At 51.9% G+C, this 24,385-nt stretch carries 22 protein-coding genes and 1 tRNA gene; 18 read left to right on the top strand and 5 right to left on the bottom strand.

What is annotated here, in order from left to right; genetic code table 11:
* Positions 1 to 14: 14 nt before the first annotated feature.
* Positions 15 to 91: transfer RNA gene (locus ACKQAD_RS03865), tRNA-Arg, on the bottom strand.
* Positions 92 to 488: 397 nt separating this feature from the next.
* On the opposite strand from ACKQAD_RS03865, the gene ACKQAD_RS03860 reads away from it, so the two are divergent.
* Positions 489 to 2,942 (top strand): DUF3772 domain-containing protein, encoded by a 2,454-nt coding sequence (locus tag ACKQAD_RS03860; protein WP_409158927.1) that lies wholly within the window; start codon positions 489 to 491, stop codon positions 2,940 to 2,942.
* Positions 2,943 to 3,013: 71 nt separating this feature from the next.
* On the opposite strand, the gene ACKQAD_RS03855 is transcribed toward ACKQAD_RS03860, so the two are convergent.
* Together ACKQAD_RS03855 and dgcA are read right to left on the bottom strand one after the other, a co-directional pair.
* Entirely contained in the window at positions 3,014 to 3,874 is an 861-nt protein-coding gene (locus tag ACKQAD_RS03855; RefSeq protein ID WP_409158926.1) for a D-amino-acid transaminase, read from the bottom strand.
* Positions 3,875 to 3,916: 42 nt separating this feature from the next.
* A complete protein-coding gene (gene dgcA / locus ACKQAD_RS03850) occupies positions 3,917 to 4,897 on the bottom strand; it encodes an N-acetyl-D-Glu racemase DgcA (protein ID WP_409158925.1) in 981 nt (326 codons plus the stop codon).
* 398 nt (positions 4,898 to 5,295) lie between these two features.
* Between dgcA and alaC the strand changes: the two genes are divergently transcribed.
* Positions 5,296 to 6,537 (top strand): alanine transaminase, encoded by a 1,242-nt coding sequence (alaC, locus tag ACKQAD_RS03845; protein WP_409158924.1) that lies wholly within the window; start codon positions 5,296 to 5,298, stop codon positions 6,535 to 6,537.
* A gap of 121 nt (positions 6,538 to 6,658) precedes the next feature.
* Positions 6,659 to 7,072: a type II secretion system pilot lipoprotein GspS gene (gene gspS, locus ACKQAD_RS03840; protein WP_409158923.1), complete on the top strand. Its 414-nt coding sequence runs from the start codon at positions 6,659 to 6,661 to the stop codon at positions 7,070 to 7,072.
* Here gspS and gspB read toward each other — a convergent pair.
* On the bottom strand, positions 7,069 to 7,641 hold the full coding sequence (gene gspB / locus ACKQAD_RS03835) for a type II secretion system assembly factor GspB (RefSeq protein ID WP_409158922.1): 573 nt from the start codon (positions 7,639 to 7,641) through the stop codon (positions 7,069 to 7,071). The two genes, gspS and gspB, sit on opposite strands and share 4 nt — an antisense overlap.
* 513 nt (positions 7,642 to 8,154) lie before the next feature.
* Between gspB and ACKQAD_RS03830 the strand changes: the two genes are divergently transcribed.
* The 15 genes from ACKQAD_RS03830 (at position 8,155) to ACKQAD_RS03760 (ending at position 24,145) form a co-directional block, all read left to right on the top strand.
* On the top strand, positions 8,155 to 9,723 hold the full coding sequence (locus ACKQAD_RS03830) for a pectate lyase family protein (protein WP_409158921.1): 1,569 nt from the start codon (positions 8,155 to 8,157) through the stop codon (positions 9,721 to 9,723).
* A gap of 131 nt (positions 9,724 to 9,854) precedes the next feature.
* Positions 9,855 to 11,834, top strand: a complete 1,980-nt coding sequence (locus tag ACKQAD_RS03825; RefSeq protein WP_409158920.1) for a glycosyl hydrolase family 28 protein — start codon at positions 9,855 to 9,857, stop codon at positions 11,832 to 11,834.
* Positions 11,835 to 11,883: 49 nt separating this feature from the next.
* A complete protein-coding gene (gene gspC, locus ACKQAD_RS03820; RefSeq protein WP_409158919.1) occupies positions 11,884 to 12,747 on the top strand; it encodes a type II secretion system protein GspC in 864 nt (287 codons plus the stop codon).
* A gap of 88 nt (positions 12,748 to 12,835) precedes the next feature.
* Positions 12,836 to 14,788 carry a type II secretion system secretin GspD gene (gene gspD / locus ACKQAD_RS03815; RefSeq protein WP_409158992.1) on the top strand — a complete coding sequence of 651 codons (1,953 nt, stop codon included), beginning with the start codon at positions 12,836 to 12,838 and terminating at the stop codon, positions 14,786 to 14,788.
* A complete protein-coding gene (gene gspE, locus ACKQAD_RS03810) occupies positions 14,785 to 16,281 on the top strand; it encodes a type II secretion system ATPase GspE (protein ID WP_409158918.1) in 1,497 nt (498 codons plus the stop codon). The genes gspD and gspE overlap by 4 nt, the downstream gene beginning before the upstream one ends.
* A 1-nt stretch (position 16,282) precedes the next feature.
* Positions 16,283 to 17,509: a type II secretion system inner membrane protein GspF gene (gene gspF, locus ACKQAD_RS03805; protein ID WP_409158917.1), complete on the top strand. Its 1,227-nt coding sequence runs from the start codon at positions 16,283 to 16,285 to the stop codon at positions 17,507 to 17,509.
* Between the two features lie 32 nt (positions 17,510 to 17,541).
* Positions 17,542 to 17,997, top strand: a complete 456-nt coding sequence (gene gspG, locus ACKQAD_RS03800) for a type II secretion system major pseudopilin GspG (RefSeq protein ID WP_409158916.1) — start codon at positions 17,542 to 17,544, stop codon at positions 17,995 to 17,997.
* Positions 17,998 to 18,094: 97 nt separating this feature from the next.
* Positions 18,095 to 18,661, top strand: a complete 567-nt coding sequence (gspH, locus tag ACKQAD_RS03795; RefSeq protein WP_409158915.1) for a type II secretion system minor pseudopilin GspH — start codon at positions 18,095 to 18,097, stop codon at positions 18,659 to 18,661.
* Entirely contained in the window at positions 18,658 to 19,023 is a 366-nt protein-coding gene (gene gspI / locus ACKQAD_RS03790) for a type II secretion system minor pseudopilin GspI (protein ID WP_409158914.1), read from the top strand. Before gspH ends, gspI begins: the two co-directional genes overlap by 4 nt.
* Positions 19,023 to 19,673, top strand: a complete 651-nt coding sequence (gspJ, locus tag ACKQAD_RS03785; RefSeq protein WP_409158913.1) for a type II secretion system minor pseudopilin GspJ — start codon at positions 19,023 to 19,025, stop codon at positions 19,671 to 19,673. Before gspI ends, gspJ begins: the two co-directional genes overlap by 1 nt.
* On the top strand, positions 19,670 to 20,656 hold the full coding sequence (gspK, locus tag ACKQAD_RS03780) for a type II secretion system minor pseudopilin GspK (protein WP_409158912.1): 987 nt from the start codon (positions 19,670 to 19,672) through the stop codon (positions 20,654 to 20,656). Before gspJ ends, gspK begins: the two co-directional genes overlap by 4 nt.
* On the top strand, positions 20,653 to 21,930 hold the full coding sequence (gene gspL / locus ACKQAD_RS03775) for a type II secretion system protein GspL (protein ID WP_409158911.1): 1,278 nt from the start codon (positions 20,653 to 20,655) through the stop codon (positions 21,928 to 21,930). The genes gspK and gspL overlap by 4 nt, the downstream gene beginning before the upstream one ends.
* A complete protein-coding gene (locus ACKQAD_RS03770) occupies positions 21,927 to 22,421 on the top strand; it encodes a type II secretion system protein M (protein WP_409158910.1) in 495 nt (164 codons plus the stop codon). Before gspL ends, ACKQAD_RS03770 begins: the two co-directional genes overlap by 4 nt.
* Positions 22,411 to 23,157, top strand: coding sequence for a type II secretion system protein N (locus tag ACKQAD_RS03765; RefSeq protein WP_409158909.1), 747 nt, complete (start codon positions 22,411 to 22,413; stop codon positions 23,155 to 23,157). The genes ACKQAD_RS03770 and ACKQAD_RS03765 overlap by 11 nt, the downstream gene beginning before the upstream one ends.
* Positions 23,158 to 23,299: 142 nt before the next feature.
* The gene (locus tag ACKQAD_RS03760) at positions 23,300 to 24,145 is read left to right on the top strand and encodes a prepilin peptidase (protein ID WP_409158908.1); all 846 of its coding nucleotides are present in this window, start codon (positions 23,300 to 23,302) and stop codon (positions 24,143 to 24,145) included.
* 142 nt (positions 24,146 to 24,287) lie between these two features.
* Here the strand turns inward: ACKQAD_RS03760 and ypdK are convergent, their stop codons facing one another.
* Complete coding sequence (ypdK, locus tag ACKQAD_RS03755) at positions 24,288 to 24,362, bottom strand: membrane protein YpdK (protein WP_099606229.1); 75 nt, start codon at positions 24,360 to 24,362, stop codon at positions 24,288 to 24,290.
* Positions 24,363 to 24,385 lie beyond the last annotated feature (23 nt).

Here is a 24,385-nt window from a genome sequence, read left to right as displayed (position 1 = left end):
AGAAGACGAAATTATGGTACGCCCTACAGGATTCGAACCTGTGACCTACGGCTTAGAAGGCCGTTGCTCTATCCAACTGAGCTAAGGGCGCATTGCGCAAAGAAGTGGCTGCTGCTTGTCATAACAAGTGGGCTGGATTATACCCACACGTCCCAATGAGTCAACGGGTTGGTGCCGGATTTACGCTATACGGTGAATCCCTGTACAACTTTGGTGGATGTCGCTTTTTCTGATGTGACTTTTTTGCACAATTGCGAGCGGCGCTCACATGAACTACATATAGCAGTGAAAATTTCAGTTTTATCTGCTGGACGCGTTCAGTAATTCTTTTCAAGTTATGATCGGACGTATTCTGCACCCTGCGCTGTTGGTACACTATGCCCGCATTCGTTGGGTTTTGGATGAGTGTGGGCAGCTTTCACGTACCGGGTTATCGTTCGGTTATTTGTGGATCCGCTATTTTGTCGAACTTTGGAACCTTCAGATTTATGAACATTCTTTCATCCGCATTCTTGCGCATTTGTTTACTGGCGATGTTGATGCTGCCTGTTGGATATGCATCGACGGCGAGTGCGGATTCTGATCCTGACCCACAGGCTGCACAGGCCGATGCGCCAGTAAAAATCAACGTTGATGCCGAGTTGATCAAGCTGCAAAAACAGCTAGATAACATCAAGCAGCAGGTTTCAGGCACAAATAACGACAGCAAATTTGGTACGCTGAATGACACCACGCAGGAACTGGTGAATAGCGCCAATGAGCTTGCTAATGCGGTGGCACCGCAGCGCGCTCAAATTCAGGCTCAGTTGGATGTCTTAGGGCCAGCGCCAGAGTCCGGTTCCAGTATTAATGAAACCAGTGAGGTGACGCGTAAGCGCAATAGTCTGAATGCACAAAAAACAAAAATGGATGCGCAGATCGAGCAGATTCAGGCTTTACGCACCAGCGCGACCAACCTGTCAGCGCAAATAGTTACTCTGCGGCGTAATGCGCTGAAAACGCAACTGGCATTGAATTCCGGCAGTATTCTGGGTGGGCGTTTCTGGGCACCGGTTGTGACTCCGCAGGCCGAAGATGTACGTCGCCTGAGTGCGTTTCAGGATCAGATGAGTGATGCCTTTACTGTCGCCTGGGAGCCGGACTGGCGTTATGGCTCTGCATTCCTGATTTTAATCGCCATCGTCATGAGTTCGGTAGGGCGTCGCTATCTGGAGAAATATCTGGCCTGGGCGGGAATTCACTGGCTGCCAGAAGGGCGTCTGCGGCGGAGTTTTTTAGCTACAGCGTCGGTTATCTCAACCGTGGTCACGATCGGTATTGCGGTAAATCTGATCGACTTCACGTTTACGCGCCACGGTGAGGTGTCTGAACGGGTCTTATCGTTCCTTGATGCGCTGGTGAGACAGACCATTTTCTGCTCGATGGTGGCTGGGTTAGGACGAGCGTTCCTTTCAAATCAACGCCCTTCCTGGCGCTTGCCGGCGATTGCCAACCCCGTCGCTAAAGCTATGAAGCCGTTCCCCGTGGTTGCTGCTGGCATTATTCTGATCTTTGGTTTCGTTGAACAGGTGATGGCCACGGTGGGAACATCGGTTGCGGCAACCATTATGGTGAACGGCTTGTCTGCGCTGTTTCTCGCGTTTACCGCAGGGACGATAACGTTGAAAAGCGATCAGATTCGCCGGCAGATGGTGCATTCAGGAGAGCAGCCGGAAGCACGCTCGACGTTATCTGGCGTGATTCATCTTGCGGTATTGGCTACGGCCTTTGCTATTCTGGTGTCGCTAGTCATCGGTTATATCTCACTGGCCCGTTTTCTGGCATTTGAGCTGGTGTGGATTGGTATGGTGTTTTCCTGCCTGTATTTGTTCTCAACCTTTATTACCGATATTTGCGAAAGCCTCTTTTCTCCTAACAATGCCAGCGGCAAGCGGATGAAGAATTCGCTTAATCTGGACGATCGCCATCTGGCTCAGGCCACGTTGATTCTGTCGGCCAGCGGTAAAGTTGTTTTAATTTTAATGGCAGCGGTCGCCTTACTTAACGGCACGTTTGGCACCACTACGCCTTTGGAACTGGTGCAAAAAGCCGTTGAGATCTGGGGCGGGAAAGGGCTGGAAACCTTAAGTATTGTGCCAGCTCACTTGGTCAACGCCGTACTCTTTCTTGTCGTGGGTATCTATGTTCTACGTTCATCAAAACGCTGGCTGGAAGACGAGTTTCTTCCTAAAACGACGTTAGAACGCGGAATCCGTGCGTCGCTAGTGACGCTGTTCAGCAACATTGGCTATATCCTGATTATCCTGTTGACGCTGGCGACATTGGGGATTCAGTGGAACAAGCTGGCATGGATTGTCAGTGCGCTCTCGGTAGGTATTGGTTTTGGCTTACAGGAGATAGTGAAGAACTTCATCTCCGGTCTGATTTTGTTGACTGAGCGCCCAGTGAAAGTGGGGGACTCGGTGAGCATTAGCGGGGTTGAAGGGGATATCCGTCGGATTAATGTGCGTGCGACGGAAATTCAGTTGGGTGACCGTTCGACGGTGATCGTACCGAATTCTCAATTTATTTCACAGAATGTGCGCAATATTACGATGGGGAATCCGTTTGGCGTTGCCACGTTGGCACTGACATTCCCGCTGGATATCGACCCTGAAGAAGTCCAGGCGCTGTTGCTGGATGCTTATATCAACCATGATGCGATTCTGGAGTCTCCGGCACCGTCAGTGAAGTTCAGTCAGTTAACTCCGACGGGTATGGTACTGAGCGTAACAGGCTATGTCAGCAGCCCGAGAATGGTATCGGAAGCAAAGAGCGATCTGTTGTTTGCGATCATCAAGCGGCTGAGGGCATCTAATATTCCGCTGGCCGTACCGCAGAAGATGGTGTTGGAAAATTCAGGGCTTGCGCTGACTGACGGCACTTTGGCTGAGGATAAATAATGGGCTTAGTTATCCGTTATCCGGCATTGAACGGGTAACGGATGAACATGTTGAAAGAGAGTGAAGCGCGGTTATTTTCCCTGCTGTTTAATCATATCAAGATAGATTTCACGCAACCGCTGAGTAATTTTTCCTGGCTTACCATCGCCGATGGTTTTTCCATCCAGCATCACGACGGGGAGGACGAGCATGGTGGCTGAGCTGACAAAAATCTCTTTGGCGTGATAGGCCTCTTCCGGCGTAAAATACCGTTCCTCAAGTGTAATACCCTCTTTTTCTGCCAGCTTGAGCAGCGACTGACGTGTAATGCCGTGCAGAATATCGTTGCTGAGTGGTCGGGTCACAACCGTGTTGTCATGCAGGACAATATAGCAGTTGCAGGAACTACCCTCAGTAATGAAACCGTCTTCGACAAAGAAAGCGTCATCGGCCTGATTCGCATGGGCATACTCCTTTGCCAGACTGGCGGCGAGCAGGCTGACGGTTTTGATATCCCGGCGATGCCAGCGAATATCTTCGGTGGTGACAACATGCAGGCCGGTTGCGGCTTTCGGGTTACCGACCAGCGAACGCGCCTGAGTGAATAACACCAGCGTGGATTTGACGTCAGCAGAAGGGAAATAGAAATCACGATCGCCAGCATTGCCGCGGCTAAGCTGTAAATAGATCGCGCCTTCTTTCAGGTCGTTTTTACAGATCAGCTCATCGTGAATGTTTTTGAGTGCCTCGGGTGTCACAGGCAGGGTGAGTGAGAGTTCGCGGCAGGAGCGTTGCAGGCGAGTGATATGATCGGGTAAATCAACCAGTTTGCCATCAATGACCGCGGTGACTTCATAAACGGCATCGGCAAACAGGAAACCACGGTCAAATACAGAGATTTTTGCTTCATTTTCTTCCAGATACTGTCCATCAACATAAACAAGACGTTGCATCACAACACTCCTTAATAGTTGCTCAATGCAGGTTAACGCGCGTTATCCCCACAATAATGCGTCGGGCGGTAATATTTCGCTACCGTTATAGTGCAGTCCGTTAGTGCGGTCGCGCTGCAAAAGCAGCGGACCGTCCAAATCGACTACGTCGGAGCCCTGTGCCACGACAAAGGCGGGTGCCATTGAGAGCGATGTACTCACCATGCAGCCGACCATAATTTTTAAGCCTTGTTCCTGCGCGTAGTTGCGCAGACGTAAGGCTTCAGTAAGACCACCGGTTTTATCCAGCTTGATGTTGATCATGTCATAGCGGCCTGCGATAGCGACCAGTGACTGACTGTCATGACAGGATTCATCAGCACAGACGGGAATAGGGCGGGGCAGGTCTGCCAGCACATCATCTTTGCCCGCTGGGAAAGGTTGTTCGATCATCGTTACGCCAAGTGCGGCGAGTTCAGGAACCAGCGTCAGATAGCGCTCGGTGTCCCATCCCTCATTCGCATCTACAATCAGGCGGGTCAATGGCGCGCCTTCGCGAACGGCTGCCACTCTGGCCAGATCGTTTGCATCCGCCAGTTTTAATTTGAGAAGAGGGCGATTGGCATGATGTATCGCGGCGTGCCGCATACGATCTGGCGTATCCAGCGATAGGGTATAGGCCGTTTCCAACGCCATAGGCGAAGGGAAATTCAGGCGTTGCCAAATGCGCTGCTGGTGCTGTTTGCACTCCAGATCCCAGAATGCGCAATCGAGCGCATTACGTGCCGCGCCGGCGGGGAGAATGGTTTGTAGCGTCTGCCGATCTAAACCGTTACAGATGTCGTTGTGTAGTGAGGCAATCTGCTCCATTACACTGTCGAGGGACTCGTCATAGCGTGAATAAGGAACACATTCTCCATGGCCCGTCACGTTACCGGACTGGAGCGCAACCACAACGACATCCGCCTGACGCTTGCTGCCGCGTGAGATGGTAAATGCGCCCTCGATGGGCCAACTCTCGGTAAAATATCGCATCTCAATCATAAGCTTACTCTCGGAATCTCTATCCTGTATCTCAGCGTCTTGCATGTCTTGTCTGGAAGGCCGAGCGGGTTGTAAAGTGTAATGCTTATTCTGCTACATAATCTTCATTTTTCGCGGTCTTCGTAAGAAATCGATGTGGCTTCATTCGACGTTGGAAAAATTTATCGGCACGGTATCGACAGCGCGAATTATCTGGGATAGCTTGAATAGGTTCATCATACTTCATGTCAAATGGTCTCTTGTCGTTAAGCCTTGTAGTGAACGACAGCGGTGTTCAGTGAACGCCGTGTTCAACGAAAGTGGCTTTCCTGTGATGTGAAGGATGTTGAGTAGAGTGCCTTTTTACAGGCACTGCGTCGCTCGGACGGTCCGGGCGCTCACGTTCATTTGAGGATGTTATGGCTGATTCTACTTCTCCGCGCCGTTTTACGCGCATCGATCGTCTTCCCCCGTATGTATTTAATATTACCGCTGAATTAAAAATGGCTGCGCGTCGTCGCGGCGAAGACATTATTGATTTCAGCATGGGTAATCCTGACGGCCCGACACCTCCTCATATCGTGGAAAAACTCTGTACGGTCGCACAACGCGAAGATACTCACGGATATTCGACATCCCGAGGTATCCCACGCTTGCGCCGTGCTATCTCCCGCTGGTATGCCGATCGCTATGAGGTCGATATCGATCCAGAAAGCGAAGCGATCGTCACGATTGGTTCCAAAGAGGGATTGGCGCACCTGATGCTGGCAACGTTGGATCATGGTGATACGGTGCTGGTGCCAAACCCCAGTTACCCTATTCATATTTATGGTGCGGTGATTGCCGGGGCGCAGGTTCGTTCTGTGCCGTTGGTGGAAGGCGTCGATTTCTTCAATGAATTAGAACGCGCTATCCGAGAGAGTATCCCGAAGCCGAAAATGATGATTCTCGGTTTCCCGTCGAACCCGACGGCGCAATGCGTCGAGCTGGATTTCTTTGAACGCGTGGTTGAGTTGGCGAAACAGTACGGCGTGCTGGTAATCCATGATTTGGCCTATGCCGATATCGTTTATGACGGCTGGAAGGCACCGTCGATCATGCAGGTTCCCGGTGCAAAGGATATCGCGGTAGAGTTCTTTACGCTGTCAAAAAGCTACAATATGGCAGGCTGGCGTATTGGCTTTATGGTCGGCAATCCGGAACTGGTCAGTGCGCTTGCTCGAATTAAGAGCTATCACGATTACGGCACGTTTACACCGTTGCAGGTTGCCGCGATCGCGGCGTTAGAAGGCGATCAGCAATGTGTGCTAGATATTGCCGAGCAGTATCGCCAGCGCCGTAACGTTTTGGTGCGCGGTCTGCATGAAGCGGGTTGGATGGTTGATGAACCGAAAGCATCCATGTATGTCTGGGCGAAAATTCCTGATGCCTACGCACACCTGGGGTCGCTGGAGTTTTCTAAGCGTCTGTTGTCAGAAGCGAAGGTTTGTGTCTCCCCCGGTATTGGTTTTGGCGATTATGGCGATACCCACGTTCGGTTTGCCTTAATTGAAAATCAGGATCGTATTCGGCAGGCAGTGCGCGGTATTAAGACCATGTTCCGCGCTGACGGCATCTTACCGACTACCAAATCCGTATCAGCCAAGGGTTCCGCTGCCTGATAGCGACTTCCCTGATAACTGCGGCTCCCGCTCTGTGCTGGGAGCCGCATAAACATGCCGTGACAGCGGCCTATCATTTGCTAGAATGCCTACCGTTAATCTCAATCAGGATGAGTGTGTTATGTCGTTATCTCTGTCTAAATTTTCTGCGTTAACGCTACTTTGCGTCGTGTTGGCCGGGTGCCAACAAACAGGAACGTCTGTCCACAAAGGAACGGTGGCTGGTCAGTCTTCTGCGGTCACGGTCTCTCCCAACGATCAACTGAATCAGCTGTCATCGCTGGTAGCAGCTACCCGTTATCTCAAATCGAAGTGTAACCGCAGCGATCTTCCCGATGATGCGACGATTACCAATGCCGCGTTGACTGCGGCAAAACAACGAGGCTGGAATGTTGCGAGCTATCAGGCTTTACCGCAGCGCAGTGAAAGCCTGTATCAAGGGTTATTAAAAGATAGTACGCCTAAAGAGACGCAGTGTTCGGAATTTAACCGTACGTTGACGCCATTTATTGATGCTATCCGCAGTCACGGCTAAGGCGCGACGCTTCCACTTTCATCATCGTCGGCGGAACGTTCATTCTCGTTGAATTTTCCGCCCGGCCAATCCTCCAGTGCCTCCATAATAAACACCTCGCCCTCAACGCTGAAAATGGTCATGTCCTGCTGGATTTGTTCTATGGTCAACCCTTCTATTGGCGAATCACCTTCACGGAATTGCAGTCCGTTGAGCGTGATACTGCGCTTGGCTTCATCCGACGTGTAAACGTGTGCACTGTAGGTCAGCGGTGGAATCTCACCATTGCTGATGGCAGGAAACGGCAGCGTGGTCCTTTTCTCTGGCGGTGCAGGTGTATCGACGTGCGCCTCTTCTTGATGAGGTGTAACCGCAGGCGTGGCTGGCGTTTGTCCCTCTGCCGCAGGCAAGATCGCGGCTTGAGCAGCCAAAGCAGTCGTAGGAGACGTAGGGTTCCCCAAGCGCTGGTGGCTGAACCAGCCAAGCGCAATAAAAAGCAGAGCATAAATAACCATCAAATACCCAGGCATTGGGTATTTGGCAAGTAGCGCTGGCTGTGAGTGTGTCGATGCTTCCGGTGCGTTATCCACACGCTAATCCTTAATTGTCAATCTAATCCGTGTAGCCTCATATCATAAACGAAAGTGAGGTGAGTAGGATGGTACTGTCTGCCTTATTTTGCAAAAAATAGAAAGCGCCAGAAAACTGAATCTCTCGGTTATGTGACAGTTCCTCCATTTTGATTAAAAACTATTGCAATCATAATAATCACAGATGGAATCTTGATGCGGGTCGCAAAAAAAATGTACGAATTTGCTTTAATGAAACCATGTTTTATTCTTGTGGGTGCGTCGTTTCTTTTTTTTGATGATCAATGAACGTGGAGGTGTCATAAGCATTTAATTAATCATCCCGAGTGTTAAATCGGCAGTTTTATTATGTGGTTTTTACTACAGGTATTGCGCTGATTTTTTATCAATAAGGGATTTGTCATGCTGTCGCTAAATTACGAATAAAAGCAATTTTAAAGTATGCGATGAATATCGCAGGGTGTTTTGTGGGTTTTTTTCTATTTTTATAATTAAAGAATACTGAGGGATAACATGTTTAGAACGGTTATTGGGACTGGTCGTTTACGCACCTGTGCGGTAGCTATTGCCTTTTCTGTGGTCGTACTTTCCGGGTGTGATAATAGTCAGCAACCAGTGGCAGAATCGGCTCCGCCAGATTTACAGGTGAAAACCGCACCGTTTGGCTGGGCTGCACAATATCAGAATACGGATGGTAGATTTTATACAACGACGGGGGGCGAGGGAGCACATGAAAATAGCATTTATGTCGTGACCAGCCGCCAGGAATTAAAAGATGCGTTAAATAATATCCGTAGCCCCCATTATATCGCAGGCGATGTTGATGCGGAGCTGAAGGCAAAATTAGAACCCAAAATTATCTATTGGCAAGGCACTATCCGCGGTGATGATTTAGGTAATGGGCGCTATGCGGATGTTGAATACTATAAAACCAAGCCAAATAAGACAACGTTCGATTTTGATTTATATGTCAAAGCGTTCGATCAGGATTATATGGCGCAGTTGAAAGCGACGGCGGATGCTGGTGGAAGCGATGCCGCGGCAGCTAGCGCTGAACTTAGCCTACTTAAAAAGCAAAATGGTCAACGCTCGCAGTATGCCAACAACCAGAAGGCGCAAATTCAATTTCAGGTCCCGCCGAATACCACGATTTTAGGCGTAGGTAGCGAAGCGAAACTGGTGGAAGGCTATTTATCCCTAAACACCTTAAGTCACACGTTTGGCAAGACAGATAACAGCAACATCATTATCCGTAATATTACGTTCCAGGCTCCGCGCGACTTCGCCCCGGCCTGGGATGCCAGTGACGGCGATAAAGGAAACTGGAATGCCCGTTATGATGCGGTATCGATTAATGCCAGTAAAAATATCTGGGTTGATCACTGCACCTTTACGGATGGTGAACATCCTGACTATCAGGAGTCGGTGCTATTTGGTAAGCCTATCCAGCGCCACGATGGTTTGCTGGATATCGAAGATGGTGCCGACTACCTGACGATTTCCTACAACATTTTCACCCAACATGACAAAACGGTATTAATCGGCTCCGGCGACGGTGATAAAGGGGAATACCGGATCACCTTTGAAGGCAATTTATGGGACAACAGCGTGCAGCGCTCGCCGCGTGTGCGCTTTGGTCAGGTTCACTTACTCAATAACTACCATCGGGGGGCAACGGATACGAATTACCCCATTCTGTATGCCATTGGGATGGGATTCGATTCCGCCATTCTTTCCGAAAGTAACGTGTTTAATTTCCAGGGCGGCGGTGCGGATGAAAATCTGATTATCGGTGCCTACAAGGGAAGCAAATTTAAAGACAGCGGCTCCTGGTTCAATGGCAATCCAGCAGGCAATTTGAACCAAATCGCAGTAGACAAATGCAGTGCGCTGCAAGAAGCCGAGAAAGCCGCCGCAACACGTTCTGGGAAAACCGTACCGGCATGGGCGCTGGAAACCTGTACCAATGAACTGGAATGGAGCCCACCTTATGCCTACAGCGTAGGGAAATCCATTGCCGCCGTTGAGAAATATGTGCTGGAAAATGCTGGCGCGGGAAAACTGGATATCTCGCTGCCGTAGTGATTTGCTCTAAAAAATAATTTTACTTTTCATTTGTAAATCCTCTGCCCGATGTGTCTCGTCCTGTGGTCGCAATCTCGCTGCCGGGGAAATATATCGGGCGAAATAATAGTAAAAATACAGGAAATGCTATGACTGACTTTTTGCCCCATACTCGCCTTACGCTCTGTGCGACACTCGTTCTGAGCGGCCTGATTGCCGGATGCAGCGATAGCGACTCAACGCCGAATGTCGGTATCGATCGCTCTGCCGCGCCACAAAATCTCAACGTGCCGACGCTGGCCTATGATGACAACAGCGTGGTACTTGCCTGGGAAAAACCGATCAAACCTGCTGCCGGTATTAAGGATTACCGTGTCTATATGAATGGAATCTTGCTGGGTGGCACGATTGATAACCAGAACACCCACTCGCCCGCCAAGCCTTATATCGATAACTTCTACAACGCGATCGATACCGATAACTGGCATGTGCGCGTCAGCTTCCATAATTTTAAGGTGACGAACCTGTCGCCGGAAACGGAATATCGCTTCACGGTGCGTGCGCTTTATGACGATGGCAAAGAGTCCGTGGATAGTGAAACCGTCGTCCAGAAAACGACGGCGACGCCAGCCGCACTGTATGTGACCAACTATGGCGCGAAAGGGGATGGCGTAACCAACGACACGGTAGCGATTCAGAAGGCGATTGATGATTGTACGCCAGCCGCGTACCCGAAAGGGTGTAAAGTCGTGGTTGAAGGCGGAACGTTTAAAACGGGGGCGTTGTTCCTGCATAGCGACATGACGTTTGAAGTCGCGAAAGGTACTACGTTGCTGGGATCGGCAAATGGTGACGATTACCCGCTCGCTCGCGGCTATTATCTCTACCCTTACAGCTCGCCTAAATTACCGAAACGTCCACCTTCGCTGATTAACGTACTGGAAGCGGACGATCAGGGCAGTAGCCATGCTGGTACCTTTAAAAATATCCGTATCGTTGGGCAGGGTACGATAGATGGCAATGGCTGGACGCGTGGTATCAAAGCCAGCGATACAAACATTACTGAAACTGATGAATTAAAGAATGAATTGCCGCTCTACCGTGCGAGCAAAGCGACCAATGTTGGCAGTGACGGTATTCTGGCAAAAGACCAAACGGCAAAAGCCGTTGCTGAAGGGATGGCTCTGGATGAGGCGTATAAAAACCGACGCTCTAGTCTGATGACGCTACGTGGCGTAAGCAACATGTATCTGGAAGGGCTGACGATTCTGAACCCGGCTTTCCACGGAGTGATGGTGCTGGAATCCGAAAATGTGGCGATGAATGCGCTGGTGCACACGACGTACGATGCCAATAATGCGGATGGTATTGAATTCGGAAACAGCCAAAATGTCATGGTATTTAATAACTTTTTTGATACCGGTGATGACAGCGTAAACTTTGCGGCAGGGTACGGTGCCGAGGTGGCGACACTGGGGCAAAAAGCGCAGAGTGGTGCCTGGATCTTCAATAACTACTTCCGTCGCGGTCATGGCGCGGTGGTGACAGGTAGCCATACCGGCGCCTGGATTGAAAAAATTGTTGCTGAAGATAACGTAATGAATAAGACGGATGTTGGCCTACGCATGAAGAGCCGACCCTATTATGGTGGCGGTTCACGTGACGTGGTATTCCGTAATAACGCGATGCGTGATATTGTCAAAGAGCCGTTCGTGTTCACGATTAAATATAAAGCGGACGTGAACGATACCCAGCCTGCCGCTGAGCCTGCACAGTTCCGTGATGTGACCGTTTCCAACGTCACGGTTGATGGTTCAGCGAAGAAAAACAGTATTATGGTCGATGGCATGACCATTGCTGAGATGGCTGATGCGTATAAGTTCTCCTTTGAACGTGATGCTTATCACCAAGGCTTACATTTTGAAAATGTAAAATTTAAAAATGTAAAAGCCACGGACATTACGTTCCTGAAGAACAGTGAATTTAAAAATGTCGTTTTTGAGAATGTACCGAGAGCCTGGAATTTCGGTCATATTGAAAATATCCGGCTCGAAGACCGTGTAAATAATGATGCCGCGCTGGCGATCAGCGGTGATGAAACCCTCACCCGAGAAGCCGCAACGGAATAAGGCATTTTCCCCACGCCAATGCGCGTGGGGAGTATTATGGATGATTACTATGGCACGATTGCAAGCTTTCAAAGAACCGTCTTTTAATTCATTGGTCGCCACGCTCCGGTCACTGCCAGCGCCTCTAATCCGACGTATTGTGTTGGGGGTGATTTTGCTGCTGATTTGTCAGCAGTTGGCCGTATTGACTTGGCACCTTCTCCTCCCTGAAGACTCACGGATTGACGGCGTGTCGGTGACGCCTGCTCAGGCGAAAGAAAAGCCCTCGACGCCGGGCGATTTTACGTTGTTCGGTCACGCCTCCAATGCGGATGCTTCTGCGGTTAATGACGCCGCGTTATCCGGTGATATTCCGCTGACATCGTTAAATATCAGTCTGACGGGGGTTCTGGCGAGTGAAGACGCCAAGCGTTCGATTGCCATCATCGCTAAAGATAGTCAGCAATACAGCCGCAATGTCGGCGATGCCATCCCGGGCTATGAAGCCAAAATTGTCACTATCTCTGCCGATCGTGTCGTGTTCCAGTATCAGGGGCGATATGAGGCGCTGTATTTGTATCAGGAAGAAAAAGCGGCTGACGCGCCGTCATCTTCTGGCGCATTTAGTCAGGCGAAAGAAGAGATACAAAAAAATCCCGTCTCGGCGCAGGATTACCTCACCATTTCTCCCGTCACGGAAGAAGAAGTACTGAAAGGATATCAGTTAAACCCCGGAAAAAATCCCGACCTTTTCTACCGCGCAGGCTTGCAGGATAACGATCTCGCTGTGTCATTAAACGGCATGGATTTACGCGATGCGGATCAGGCACAGCAGGCAATGGCGCAACTGGCAGGGATGAGCAAATTTAATTTGACCGTCGAGCGTGATGGTCAACAGCAGGATATATATCTGGCATTGGATGGAGACCACTAATTTGTTTAGCAAGGGACAGGGATTTTTTAAGCATCAGGTTTTTTCAAAACATAAAAACCAATGGCTTGGTCAGGTACGCCGTAAGAGCATGCTATTGCTCGGCGGAAGTGTTTTGCTGATGGCGTCATCATTGGCGTGGAGCACCGAATTCTCCGCCAGCTTTAAGGGCACCGATATTCAGGAGTTTATCAATACCGTCAGTAAGAATCTGAATAAAACGGTCATTATCGATCCGTCGGTTAGCGGAACGATTACCGTACGCAGCTATGACATGATGAATGAAGAACAGTATTACCAGTTCTTCCTGAGCGTGCTGGATGTCTACGGATTTACTGTTATTCCGATGGATAACCATGTCCTGAAAATCATTCGCTCGAAGGATGCGAAATCGACGTCTATGCCGCTGGCTACTGACGATCAGCCTGGCATCGGTGATGAAGTGGTGACGCGCGTCGTGCCGGTGAACAACGTCGCCGCTCGCGATCTGGCACCGCTGTTGCGCCAGTTGAACGACAACGCCGGTGCCGGGAGCGTGGTGCATTACGAACCATCGAATGTGCTGTTGATGACGGGACGCGCGGGTGTGATCAAGCGGCTGATGAAGATTGTTGAACGAGTTGATCAGGCGGGCGATCGGAATGTGACTAGCATACCGCTATCTTACGCGTCCTCGACGGAAGTGGTGAAGATGGTGAATGAACTGAACAAGATGGATGAGAAATCCGCCTTGCCCGGTATGTTAACCGCGAATGTGGTAGCTGATGAACGAACCAACTCGGTGCTGGTGCGTGGTGAGCCGAATTCACGCCAGCGCGTGATTGATATGATCAAACAGCTCGATCGCCAGCAGGCGGTGCAGGGCAATACCAAAGTCATCTATCTCAAATACGCCAAAGCCGCCGATCTGGTCGAAGTGCTTACCGGCGTCGGTGACAGTATCCAAACCGACCAGCAAAATGCGCTGCCTGCGCTGCGCAAAGACATTTCCATTAAGGCACACGAGCAAACCAATTCCCTGATTGTGAATGCCGCGCCTGACATCATGCGGGATTTGGAGCAGGTGATTGCACAGTTGGATATCCGTCGTCCACAGGTATTGGTCGAAGCGATCATCGCGGAAGTACAGGATGCCGATGGGATGAACCTGGGCGTTCAGTGGGCCAATAAAAATGCAGGAACGACGCAGTTTACGAATACTGGGTTACCGATCACGACAATGATGGCAGGCGCGGATCAATATGGGCGTGATGGGACGCTGAATACCGCAGCATCAAGTGCATTGAGCAGCTTCAACGGCATTGCCGCAGGCTTCTATCAGGGGAACTGGAGCATGCTACTGACGGCGCTGTCCAGTAATAGCAAGAACGACATTCTGGCGACGCCCAGTATCGTGACGTTAGACAACATGGAAGCGACGTTTAACGTCGGCCAGGAGGTGCCTGTGTTAGCAGGGTCGCAGACAACATCCGGTGACAACGTTTTCCAAACGGTGGAGCGTAAAACAGTGGGTATCAAGCTGAAGGTGAAGCCCCAAATTAACGAAGGTGACTCCGTTCTGCTGGAAATCGAACAGGAAGTCTCCAGCGTGGCAGACGCCGCCTCTAGCAGCAGTACCAACCTAGGGGCAACATTCAATACGCGTACCGTGAATAACGCGGTGCTGGTCAGCAGCGGCGAAACTGTGGTGGTGGGTGGCTTGCTGGATAAAAGCACCAATGAGTCTACAAGTAAAGTGCCCTTCTTGGGAGATATTCCCGTTCTGGGATACCTGTTCCGTTCCAACAGTCAGGAGACGAAAAAGCGTAACCTGATGCTGTTTATCCGTCCTTCAATTATTCGCGATCGCAACCAATACCAGAGCGCCTCTGCCAGTAAGTATCGCTCGTTCAGTGCTGAAGAAGATAAACAGCGGGGGGGGAGTAACGGTAAAGAGGGACTTCTGGGTAACGATTTTCTGCGCTTGCCGGAAGGGGGGAACGCCTATACGTTTCGTCAGGTTCAGTCCTCTATCGTGGCGTTTTATCCGGCGGGCGGGAAATGAGTGACGTTTCCTCTCAGATTATAGAATTACGTCCCATACTGCCTTTTGCCTATGCGCGATCGCAGCAAATTCTGCTGTTGCAGCGGGAAAATGACGCGAGTCTACAGACGATTTGCGTCGCGCAAACGCCACCGGCCGCCTTGTTGGAAGCGCGTCGAATTGCGGGCTGCTCGCTTAAGATTGAACGCGTTACGGAAGACGAGTTTGAGCGACAATTAGTCATTAGCTATCAGCGCGATTCGGAAGAAGCGCGCCGTTTGATGGAGGATATCGGCAATGAGATGGATTTCTACACGCTGGTGGAAGAGCTGCCAGACAGCGACGATTTGCTTGATGCCGATGACGATGCGCCGATTATCCGCCTGATCAACGCGATGTTAACCGAAGCGATTAAGGATAAGGCATCGGATATTCATATCGAGACGTATGAGCGCTATTTGCTGATCCGTTTCCGTGTCGACGGCGTATTGCGTGAGATCCTGCGTCCACAGCGTAAGCTGGCGTCACTGCTGGTATCGCGTATCAAGGTCATGGCGAAGCTGGATATTGCGGAAAAGCGTATCCCGCAAGATGGCCGCATGGCGCTGAGAGTAGGGGGACGGGCGATTGACGTGCGTGTCTCCACGTTACCGTCGAACTACGGTGAACGTGTCGTGCTGCGTTTGCTGGATAAAAACAGCGTTAAGCTCGATCTTGAACTGTTGGGCATGTCGGAGCGTAATCGGCAGCGGCTGGACAGCCTGATCCATCGTCCACACGGTATTATTCTGGTCACCGGTCCGACAGGATCGGGGAAAAGTACCACGCTTTACGCTGCGCTCAGCCGCCTGAATGCCTCGGAACGTAACATCATGACGGTGGAGGATCCCATCGAGTATGAGTTGGAAGGCATTGGGCAAACGCAGGTCAATACCAAGGTGGATATGACGTTTGCCCGCGGACTGCGTGCCATTTTGCGTCAGGACCCGGACGTGGTGCTGGTAGGGGAGATTCGTGATGGTGAAACGGCGCAGATTGCCGTGCAGGCATCGCTGACCGGTCACCTTGTGTTATCCACATTGCATACCAATAGCGCGCTGGGCGCGCTGTCTCGTTTGCAGGATATGGGCATCGAACCTTTCCTGCTATCAACCTCTCTGTTGGGCGTGCTCGCCCAGCGTCTGGTCAGGACGCTGTGTTCTGACTGTAGCCAGCCACATCCGGTCGATCCGGTTCAGGCCGCACAGATGGGGATCGTGCCGGGTACGTTGCTGCATAACCCCGTGGGTTGCCCGCAGTGTAGCTATACCGGCTATCGGGGACGTATCGGTATTCATGAACTGGTGTTGATCAATGACGATGTTCGCGCGGCGATCCATCGCCGTGACGGTGAAATGGCGATTGCCCAGATTCTGGGGGAGAGTCGAACCTCTATCCGTCAGGACGGAGTGGAAAAGGTACTGGCGGGGCTCACGACCTGGGAAGAAGTGATCCGCGTAACCAAAGAGGAATGATATGGCACAGTACCACTATCAGGCGCTGGATGCGCAGGGGAAAAAATGCCGTGGCACGCAGGAAGCCGACTCCGCCAGACAGGCGCGTCAGCTATTGCGGGAGCGCGGGCTGGTGCCGTTGTCGATTGATGAAGGTCGCGGTGACCAGCAGAAGTCAGGATCTACAGGATTCTCCTTCCGCCGTAAAATTCGGCTCAGTACCTCAGATTTAGCGCTGTTAACTCGCCAGTTGGCTACGCTGGTAGCGGCGTCGCTGCCGCTGGAAGAGGCGCTGGATGCGGTAGCGAAACAGAGTGAAAAGCCGCATCTGAGCCAGTTGATGGCCGCGGTGCGTAGTAAGGTGATGGAAGGCCATTCGCTGGCCGATGCGATGAAGTGTTTTCCTGGCAGCTTTGAGCGGTTGTATTGCGCGATGGTGGCCGCAGGCGAGACCTCTGGCCACCTTGATGAAGTGCTGAACCGACTGGCGGACTACACCGAGCAACGCCAGCAGATGCGTAGCCGCATCCAGCAGGCAATGATCTATCCGTGCGTACTAACCATCGTTGCGATTGCCGTAGTCAGTATTTTGTTGTCCGTTGTCGTGCCGAAAGTCGTCGAGCAGTTTATTCATATGAAGCAGGCGCTGCCGCTTTCTACCCGGGTGTTGATGGGGATGAGCGATGCGGTACGCACGTTTGGGCCGTGGGTGCTGTTGGCGCTGCTGGCAGCGTTTATGGCCTTTCGCGTGATGCTGCGGCAAGAAAAGCGACGTATCCGTTTTCATCGACGCCTGCTGTATTTACCGCTGCTTGGTCGCATCGCTCGAGGCCTGAATACGGCACGTTACGCGCGGACGCTCAGTATTCTTAACGCCAGTGCGGTGCCGCTGTTACAGGCGATGCGTATTAGCGGCGATGTGATGAGCAATGATTATGCCCGCCATCGACTCGCGCTGGCGACAGATGCGGTGCGCGAAGGTGTGAGCCTGCACAAAGCGCTAGAACAGACGGCGCTCTTTCCCCCTATGATGCGCCATATGATCGCCAGCGGTGAACGCAGCGGCGAGTTGGACAGCATGTTGGAACGAGCGGCGGATAATCAGGATCGGGAGTTCAGTTCGCAGATGACACTGGCGCTGGGGTTATTTGAACCCCTGCTGGTGGTCAGCATGGCGGCGGTGGTGTTGTTTATCGTATTGGCGATTTTACAACCGATTCTGCAACTGAATACGTTAATGAGTTCGTAAGAGAACCAACAATTGAATGAGGAAAAGTAAGGATGCAACAGTCTCAGCGTAGTTATGGTAAGCATAATCATGGTCAACGTGGTTTTACCCTGTTGGAAATTATGGTGGTGATCGTCATTCTTGGCGTACTGGCGAGTCTGATCGTGCCCAATTTGATGGGGAATAAAGAAAAGGCGGACAGGCAAAAAGCTGTTAGCGATATCGTGTCTCTCGAAAGCGCACTCGACATGTATAAGCTGGATAACAACCGTTATCCGTCCACAGAGCAGGGGCTGAAGGCGCTGGTGACGAAGCCGACGGTGCAACCGGAACCACGTAACTACCCAGCAGATGGCTATATTCGCCGCCTGCCGCAGGATCCGTGGGGCTCGGAATATCAGATGCTGAACCCCGGCCAGCACGGCAAGCTGGATATTTTCTCCCCGGGGCCAGATGGCATACCGGGAACGGAAGATGATATCGGCAACTGGAATCTGGATAAAAAATAAAGACATGGGGCGATATGCCCGTCTTTACTGGTGACTGTTGCATATGGGTTGTAGGTAGTTGCTATCGATGGCGGCGGGAAAAGGACGGCAAAGCGCAATGAAGCGGGCAACGAGGAAGCAGCAGGGGTTCACCCTGCTGGAAATGATGTTGGTCGTGCTACTGGCGGGCATCGCGGCTAGCATGGTGGTCATGGCGTTTCCTCCTGAGCGCCAGAATGATAGCGCGTGGCAGTTGGCTCGTTTTCAGGCGCAGTTAGAGTTTGCCGTGGAAAGCAGTCAGATTAACGAATACATGCTGGGTGTTCGCATCTATCCCGAACGCTGGCAGTTTTATCAACTCCAGCGACCTGCTGCATCGGAAGGGATGTCGATCCCGAGCGGCGATCGCTGGCAGGGCTACAAATGGCAACCGTGGCAACCCCATCGGGTGAGTGCAACGGCAACGCTGCCTGATGCATTTCGGCTTGAGCTAGTGCAGGCCGATGGGAAAAAAGTGGATAAAACGCAGAGTGGCGACGACCCCGATATCCTGATTTTACCCGGCGGCGAAATCACGCCTTTCCATCTGCTCGTTAAGTCTAAAGACAAAGCGCTCTCGAATTGGCTTCAGGTGGATAGTACCGGACGATTTGTGACGTCGATGAGTCAGGGTAAGAAACGATGAGACGACAGAAAGGGATGACGCTGGTGGAAGTGCTGGTCGCGCTAAGCGTTTTTGCGCTGGCGGGGGTTGCCGTGTTGCAAACGACAGCCAGACAGGCAAGCAGTCTGAGCCGGCTGGAAGAGAAGACGTTTGCAGGCTGGGTGGCGGAAAACCAGCAGGTTCAACTGCGGCTGGAACAGCGCTGGCCGGAAGCATCGTGGATGAGAGGCGAAACGCAGTTCGCGGGCATGCGCTGGCATTGGCGCTGGCAAGGCGTAGAGACTGGCGACCCTCAGACCAAAGTGCTGGATGTGGAAGTGCGGCGTAATAAAGATGCCTTTGCCGCCGATGCTTCGCTGCGTACCTATGTGGTGAAGCAATAATGTTTAGTAAAACAGGGGCATATAGCGAAACAAGAACGGCGAAAGAGATCGCTCGGCAGAAACGCCAGCAGGGGTTTACGCTGCTGGAGATGATTCTGGCGATCGCTATCTTTGCCGCGCTGAGCGTCAGTGCGTTTCAGGTACTGAACGGCGTGATGCGTAACGATGAAATTTCGCAGCGTAAGGCCGAACGTCTGGCCGAAATACAGCGCGCCTTTTCACAAATGGACAGCGATTTCTCCCAGATGATCGCACGCGGCAGCAGAGGCAGCACCTCGATATTTTACGCTGGTCGCGATCAGTTAAAAAGCGATGACTGGGGCGTCAGCTTTATGCGTAATGGCTGGCAGAACCCATTTGGTATACTTCCACGCTCTGAACTTCAGCCTGTGGCCTACCGGCTGCGGGAACACACCCTGGAACGGTTAACTCACGCGGTGCCTGACCCCATTGAGGGGACCGATCCTAGTGTAAAACCGCTTCTCACGCAGGTCGACGGTTTCCGCCTGCGCTTTTTCAGCAATAAAACCTGGCGTGATCACTGGGATAACAGTACGCAATTACCACAAGGGATCGAAGTGGTGCTGACCTTAAGGGATTACGGAGAAATGTCGCGTATGTTCTTGATTACCACTGGGCCGGTTAAATGAGGTCGCATCAGCGTGGCGTGGCGCTGCTGGTGGTGCTCTTGATTCTGGCATTAATGGTGACGATTGCTTCGGTGATGACGGAACGCACCGGTAAAGCGTTTTTGCGTACCGAAAATCATTTGAGTCGTCAGCAGGCGAAATGGTATGCCTTGGGGGCGGAAACGCTAAGCGGGCAGATATTACTGCGCGACGCGCGGAATATGCCGGGACGTACGTTTGTTGGACAGAACTGGTCGCAGCCGGAGCATCGTTTCCCGGTGGACGGTGGGGAAATCATCGGCCAGATTAGTGATGCGCGTACCTGCTTTAATGTGAATGCCATCAATCAGGGAGTGGATAACGAAAGCACATTGGTGAAGACACCGTATCCGGCGCAGGTTTTCCGTTTGCTATTGAAAAATCTGGGCGAAGATGCGGATCGTGCAGAAAAAATCACTGCGGCGGTGCGCGACTGGATTGACGCGGATAATTATCCGTCGGCGAACGGTGCAGAAGATGATCTCTACGCCACGTTGCCAACGCCTTATCGTACGGCCAATCAGAGAATGAGTGAAATCAGCGAATTGCGCGCAGTGTATGGCATGGACAGCGATCTCTATCGTCGGTTGTTGCCCTATGTCTGTGCGCTGCCAGTGGATGCGATGTCGATTAATATCAACACATTAACTGAATTTGATGCCCCTCTATTATCCGCTCTATTCCTGAATGAAATGACGATGTCGCAGGCGAAGACGCTGGTGCAGCAGCGGCCTCGTACGGGATGGGCCGGTCTTGAGGTTCTGCAACAAACCGGGTTATTGCCCCCGAATAGTAAAAATACCGCGCAGCGAGTGCTGGCGGTGAAAAGTGAATGGTTTTTTGTAAAACTCCAGGTACGCGTTGGCGACAGTGATTTTCATCAGCGCAGCTTGCTTCATCTGAGTGGACAAAAGGTACAGGTCGTACAGCGGCAATATGGAGGATATAGGACGGTGAATCCATGAAAATAGCGGGAAAATGGAAGCAAAAAGCCGCGAAAGTCCCATTAAATCGAGGTTCGGTTGTTCGACACCCGTGCCTCATTGTGCGTCTTCCGGTGGAAGAATCAGGAGACATTGAATGGCAGGTGCGTTCCCCCAATGGGGAAAATTTACTGAGTCAGGGACGCGGTAGCGTAGAGCAGGTTCGTCAGGCGATGGCGGCGTATCCGTCCGTGACGTTTACTCGCGTTCTGGTTCCGGCAACGGACGTGACGTTTTATGCCCTGACGCTGCCCCGGCAGGCTCGCCGTCAGCTAACGCAAGTCGTGCCGTTTATGCTGGAAGACCAACTGGCTACGGAAATTGAAAAGCTGCATTTTGCCGTGCTGGACATTCATGGCGATGACGGTACGGTCGCCGTGGCGGAAAAAAAACGGATGCAGCAATGGCTGGCGCAGTGTGATGCACTGGGGCTCTGCGTCGATACCTTATTGCCTGATGCCCGCGTATTGCCGAAACATCAGGATGGCTGGAGCGCGTTGCAGCATGATGACATGTGGCTATTTCGTCAGCCGACGGGCCATGCTATGGCGGCGGAGTCCTCCTGGTGCGGCGATCTGCTGAAAGCGTCTATGCCGCTGCCAGCGATATACAGCTACAGCATTGCATCGGTCAGCGGTGAGCTGTCGCAGTACGACTGGCAGGAGGAGGGCGAGTGGAAGACGCAACCTGCAACGGATCTCTTCACGTTGGCTGCAACGGCACAGCTACCTGCCTCCGTCGATCTGCGGCAAGGCGACTATGCGCCGGAAAAATCCTGGCAAAACACGCTGCTACCGTGGCGCGGCGTCGGGATCGCTTTTGCCTGTTACCTTCTACTGGTCATGGTGGAAGCAGGCTGGGCGCACTATCAGCTTTATCAGCAGGCCGAGTATTGGCGGCAGGAAAGCGTTCGCGTCTATCGGCAGATTTTCCCTTCCGAGACGAACGTTGTTAACCCACGCGCGCAGATGCAGCAGCACCTGCAACGTATGGCAGCCGGTGGGGTAGGGAAAGGGTTGCTGGAGCAATTGAATCCTTTGCAGCAACTCATGACGCAAAATAGCGCAATCAAAATTCAATCGCTGTCTTACGACGGTTCGGCAGGCGAACTCCGGCTGGCGTTGCAGGCCATGTCGTATCAGGAATTAGAGCAATTTCAGCAGCAGGCCGCTGCGTATTATCAGGTACAGGCGGGGGAGATGCGGCAGGAAAACGATCGGGTTGAAGGCCGGTTAACGTTAAGGAGCCAGCAATGAATGAATTACGGCAACGCTGGCGGGCGATGAGCCAGCGCGAGCGCCAACTGATGGGCGTGTGTGCGGCGGTGCTCCTGCTCTGTCTCGTGTATTACGTTATTTTTCAGCCCTGGCAACTGCGGGAAGAACAGTGGGAACGCACGATTTCCCGCGAGCAACAGACCGTTAACTGGATACAGAAACAGGCCTCATCAATTCCGCAGGGAAATCAGGCAAAGGGGGAGAATAGTCAGCAAGACGTCAGCCTGCCGATTTTGATTTCCCAAAGCACCAAGCGCTACGGACTGAGCGTTGTGCGCTTGCAGCCGCAGGGCAATCAGGCGTCAGTGACGCTGGCTCAGAGTGATTTTACTAGTCTGCTGCGCTGGCTTAGCGAGCTTGAACAACAAAGCGGCGTGAAAGTGCTGTCGCTGGATGTGAATGCAGTAGAGCAAAGCCCGGGAATAGTGGATGTCACCCGGCTGGTGTTGGAACGGGCAGATGAGGCTTAAGTCCAGTATCGGCGCAGGCGTCGCTCTGGTTCTGGCCTATGGGCTGTTCCTTGCGTACTATGCGCCTGCCCGTTTGCTTACTGCGGTGCCGCTGCCGGCTGGTATGGTGGCCGCAGAAGCCGCCGGAACGCTATGGCAAGGGAACCTGCAACGGTTTAGCTGGCGCACGTTAATGTTGGACGATGTGCATTGGAACATCACTTTCTCGGGTTTTATGCCCGCGCTGGAAATTGCGTTTCAAAACCCGGAAGGCATTGAAGGACATGGGATCATTCGTGGCTGGCAACAGCCACAGTTTTATCAATGGAGGATTACTGTGCCGGCGGACTATTTATTCAGCCATCTGCGTTTCATTGTGCCAATCGGTGCAGAGGGAAACGTACAGTTGAATCTACAAGAAGCAACGGTCGACCGTTCTGGCTGCCAGTCTCTGGATGCTAATATAACCTGGCCGGGCGCTCGGGTGAAAACGCCGCTGGGGAGACTTGTGCTCGCGACACCTCAGGCCACGCTAGGCTGTCAGGAAGGGGCGCTTGAGGCGAACCTGCGGCAGGCCTCCTCGCATCTGCAATTGTCCGGCAAGGGCAGCGTTACCCCGAAAGGTGAATACCGTTTTACGGGGCGGCTGAGCAGCGGAAACGACTTACCCGTGACCATGAAAAAATTACTGGCGACCACCGGCAAAGCGGACAAACAAGGTACCCGGACGCTGAATTTCCAGGGGCGTCTGTTGTAACAGGAATGGTCGTAGTAATAGGGACGATCGTTGTAATAGAGACATTGTTACAAGAGAAACGATCGTTGTTATTACGGTATCACTGCCCGCAAAAATAAACCGCAAACTTATCTCTTTTCTTTATCAACAATCAGGGACTAACGTGGACGATTTAAGGGAATTTGCGCAGGTGTTTCCGGCATGGTGGTATGGTGCGCTGGGCATATTGGGATTGATTGTTGGCAGTTTTCTGAACGTAGTGATTTACCGCCTGCCGATTATGTTGGAACGGCGCTGGCGACAGGACATCGAGCTGCAAACGGGCATAACCGATTCCGGGCAGGCTACGCGCTACAACCTATGGTGGCCACCTTCGTGTTGCCCACACTGCCAGCAGGCTATTGCGGTGAAGGATAACATCCCGTTGTTCAGTTGGCTGTGGCTACGCGGTCGTTCTCGTTGCTGTCATCAGCCTGTGTCTGTGCAGTATCCGCTGGTGGAAGTCATCACCATGCTGGCTTTTCTGGTTGCGGGGGCGCTGTGGCTGCCCGGCATGGCCTTGTGTGGCGCGTTGATTCTTCTGTCCTTTCTGGTCGTGCTGACCGTTATTGATATAAAAACGCTGCTGTTGCCGGATGTGCTGACGCTGTCGCTCTTGTGGATAGGGCTATTGTTTAACCTGTCGGAGACGTTTGTTCCATTACGTGATGCCGTGGTCGGTGCGATGGCGGGCTATGTGCCCTTGTGGCTACTTTACTGGGGATTTAAATATGCCACGGACAAAGAGGCGTTGGGGTACGGTGATTTCAAGTTACTGTCCGCTCTGGGAGCCTGGCTGGGCTGGCAGGCATTGCCAAATCTGGTTTTGGTGGCTGCGCTGAGCGGGCTGATCGTGACGCTTATTTGGCGCGGATTGCGTAAAAAGGATACGGCTACACCGCTGGCCTTTGGTCCCTGGCTGGCAATAGGTGGTGTGTTCAGCGTGATAATGAACGCGTTAAATTTATAGAGAATAACCAGCCCAATACCGAATGATTGGTTGAATGACTATTAGCAAGCATAAAAATAGGCTGAGGGTATAAATACCATCAGCCTTTTTTATCTCTGTGTGTGCCCTTAAACGAATCAATCATTGTCGGGCAAATGACAGGTTATTCTACCATCAGCATAAAGGTACTCACCCAAACGACTAAACAGAATGAGATACCCATAAAAAAATACTTCACCGATTTATTCTCCAGCAGAAACC

Origin of the sequence: Pectobacterium artocarpous (assembly GCF_046159765.1) — a bacterium.
Lineage (GTDB): Bacteria > Pseudomonadota > Gammaproteobacteria > Enterobacterales > Enterobacteriaceae > Pectobacterium.
This window is presented reverse-complemented; position numbering and strand designations above follow the sequence as displayed.

Bases quoted from the DNA above. Each gene is read 5' to 3' on its own strand.
- gspF (WP_409158917.1), top strand. From the start codon at position 16,283: ATGGCACAGTACCACTATCAGGCGCTGGATGCGCAGGGGAAAAAATGC.
- gspH (WP_409158915.1), top strand. From the start codon at position 18,095: ATGAAGCGGGCAACGAGGAAGCAGCAGGGGTTCACCCTGCTGGAAATG.
- ACKQAD_RS03825 (WP_409158920.1), top strand. From the start codon at position 9,855: ATGACTGACTTTTTGCCCCATACTCGCCTTACGCTCTGTGCGACACTC.
- gspG (WP_409158916.1), top strand. From the start codon at position 17,542: ATGCAACAGTCTCAGCGTAGTTATGGTAAGCATAATCATGGTCAACGT.
- gspD (WP_409158992.1), top strand. From the start codon at position 12,836: ATGCTATTGCTCGGCGGAAGTGTTTTGCTGATGGCGTCATCATTGGCG.
- gspS (WP_409158923.1), top strand. From the start codon at position 6,659: ATGTCGTTATCTCTGTCTAAATTTTCTGCGTTAACGCTACTTTGCGTC.
- ACKQAD_RS03765 (WP_409158909.1), top strand. From the start codon at position 22,411: ATGAGGCTTAAGTCCAGTATCGGCGCAGGCGTCGCTCTGGTTCTGGCC.
- dgcA (WP_409158925.1), bottom strand. From the start codon at position 4,897: ATGATTGAGATGCGATATTTTACCGAGAGTTGGCCCATCGAGGGCGCA.
- ACKQAD_RS03855 (WP_409158926.1), bottom strand. From the start codon at position 3,874: ATGCAACGTCTTGTTTATGTTGATGGACAGTATCTGGAAGAAAATGAA.
- gspL (WP_409158911.1), top strand. From the start codon at position 20,653: ATGAAAATAGCGGGAAAATGGAAGCAAAAAGCCGCGAAAGTCCCATTA.
- gspE (WP_409158918.1), top strand. From the start codon at position 14,785: ATGAGTGACGTTTCCTCTCAGATTATAGAATTACGTCCCATACTGCCT.
- gspC (WP_409158919.1), top strand. From the start codon at position 11,884: ATGGCACGATTGCAAGCTTTCAAAGAACCGTCTTTTAATTCATTGGTC.
- alaC (WP_409158924.1), top strand. From the start codon at position 5,296: ATGGCTGATTCTACTTCTCCGCGCCGTTTTACGCGCATCGATCGTCTT.
- ACKQAD_RS03830 (WP_409158921.1), top strand. From the start codon at position 8,155: ATGTTTAGAACGGTTATTGGGACTGGTCGTTTACGCACCTGTGCGGTA.
- gspJ (WP_409158913.1), top strand. From the start codon at position 19,023: ATGTTTAGTAAAACAGGGGCATATAGCGAAACAAGAACGGCGAAAGAG.
- ACKQAD_RS03860 (WP_409158927.1), top strand. From the start codon at position 489: ATGAACATTCTTTCATCCGCATTCTTGCGCATTTGTTTACTGGCGATG.
- ACKQAD_RS03770 (WP_409158910.1), top strand. From the start codon at position 21,927: ATGAATGAATTACGGCAACGCTGGCGGGCGATGAGCCAGCGCGAGCGC.
- gspI (WP_409158914.1), top strand. From the start codon at position 18,658: ATGAGACGACAGAAAGGGATGACGCTGGTGGAAGTGCTGGTCGCGCTA.
- gspK (WP_409158912.1), top strand. From the start codon at position 19,670: ATGAGGTCGCATCAGCGTGGCGTGGCGCTGCTGGTGGTGCTCTTGATT.